Below are 380 nucleotides of genomic sequence, written 5' to 3'. Positions count from 1 at the left end.
CGGTACGATTGCGGCGGCTGTTACGGAAGCCAGAAAGATCGGATTGCGCTGTGAAGTCATCGTTGTGGCCAACGGCTCTACGGACGGCACTGCGGAGATCGCCGCGTCCTGCGGAGCGCGCGTGATTTCCTGCGCGGAGCCACTGGGACATGATGTTGGCCGCAGCGTTGGGGCGGAGGCGGCGAAGGGGGATATCCTTTTGTTTACAGACGGCGATCTCGTAATTCCGGCGAAGCAGCTCCGGCCTTTCGCAGCGGCTGTAAGGGGAGGTGTAGACATCGCCTTGAACGATTATTCCGGACCGGTTCGCCGGCTCCGTCCCCATCCGGTTGTGCTCTCCAAGCATGCGCTCAATCTTCTGCTGGGCCGTCCCGACCTGA

1 protein-coding gene is annotated in these 380 nt (G+C 61.8%); it reads left to right on the top strand.

All coding sequences use genetic code 11. From position 1 onward, the window contains the following. The coding region (locus L692_RS0111135) for a glycosyltransferase family 2 protein (protein ID WP_025699861.1) at positions 1-380 on the top strand (380 nt) is incomplete at both ends.

The organism is Paenibacillus forsythiae T98 (genome assembly GCF_000520735.1).
In the GTDB taxonomy this organism is placed as follows: Bacteria; Bacillota; Bacilli; order Paenibacillales; family Paenibacillaceae; genus Paenibacillus_AQ; species Paenibacillus_AQ forsythiae.
This window is presented reverse-complemented; position numbering and strand designations above follow the sequence as displayed.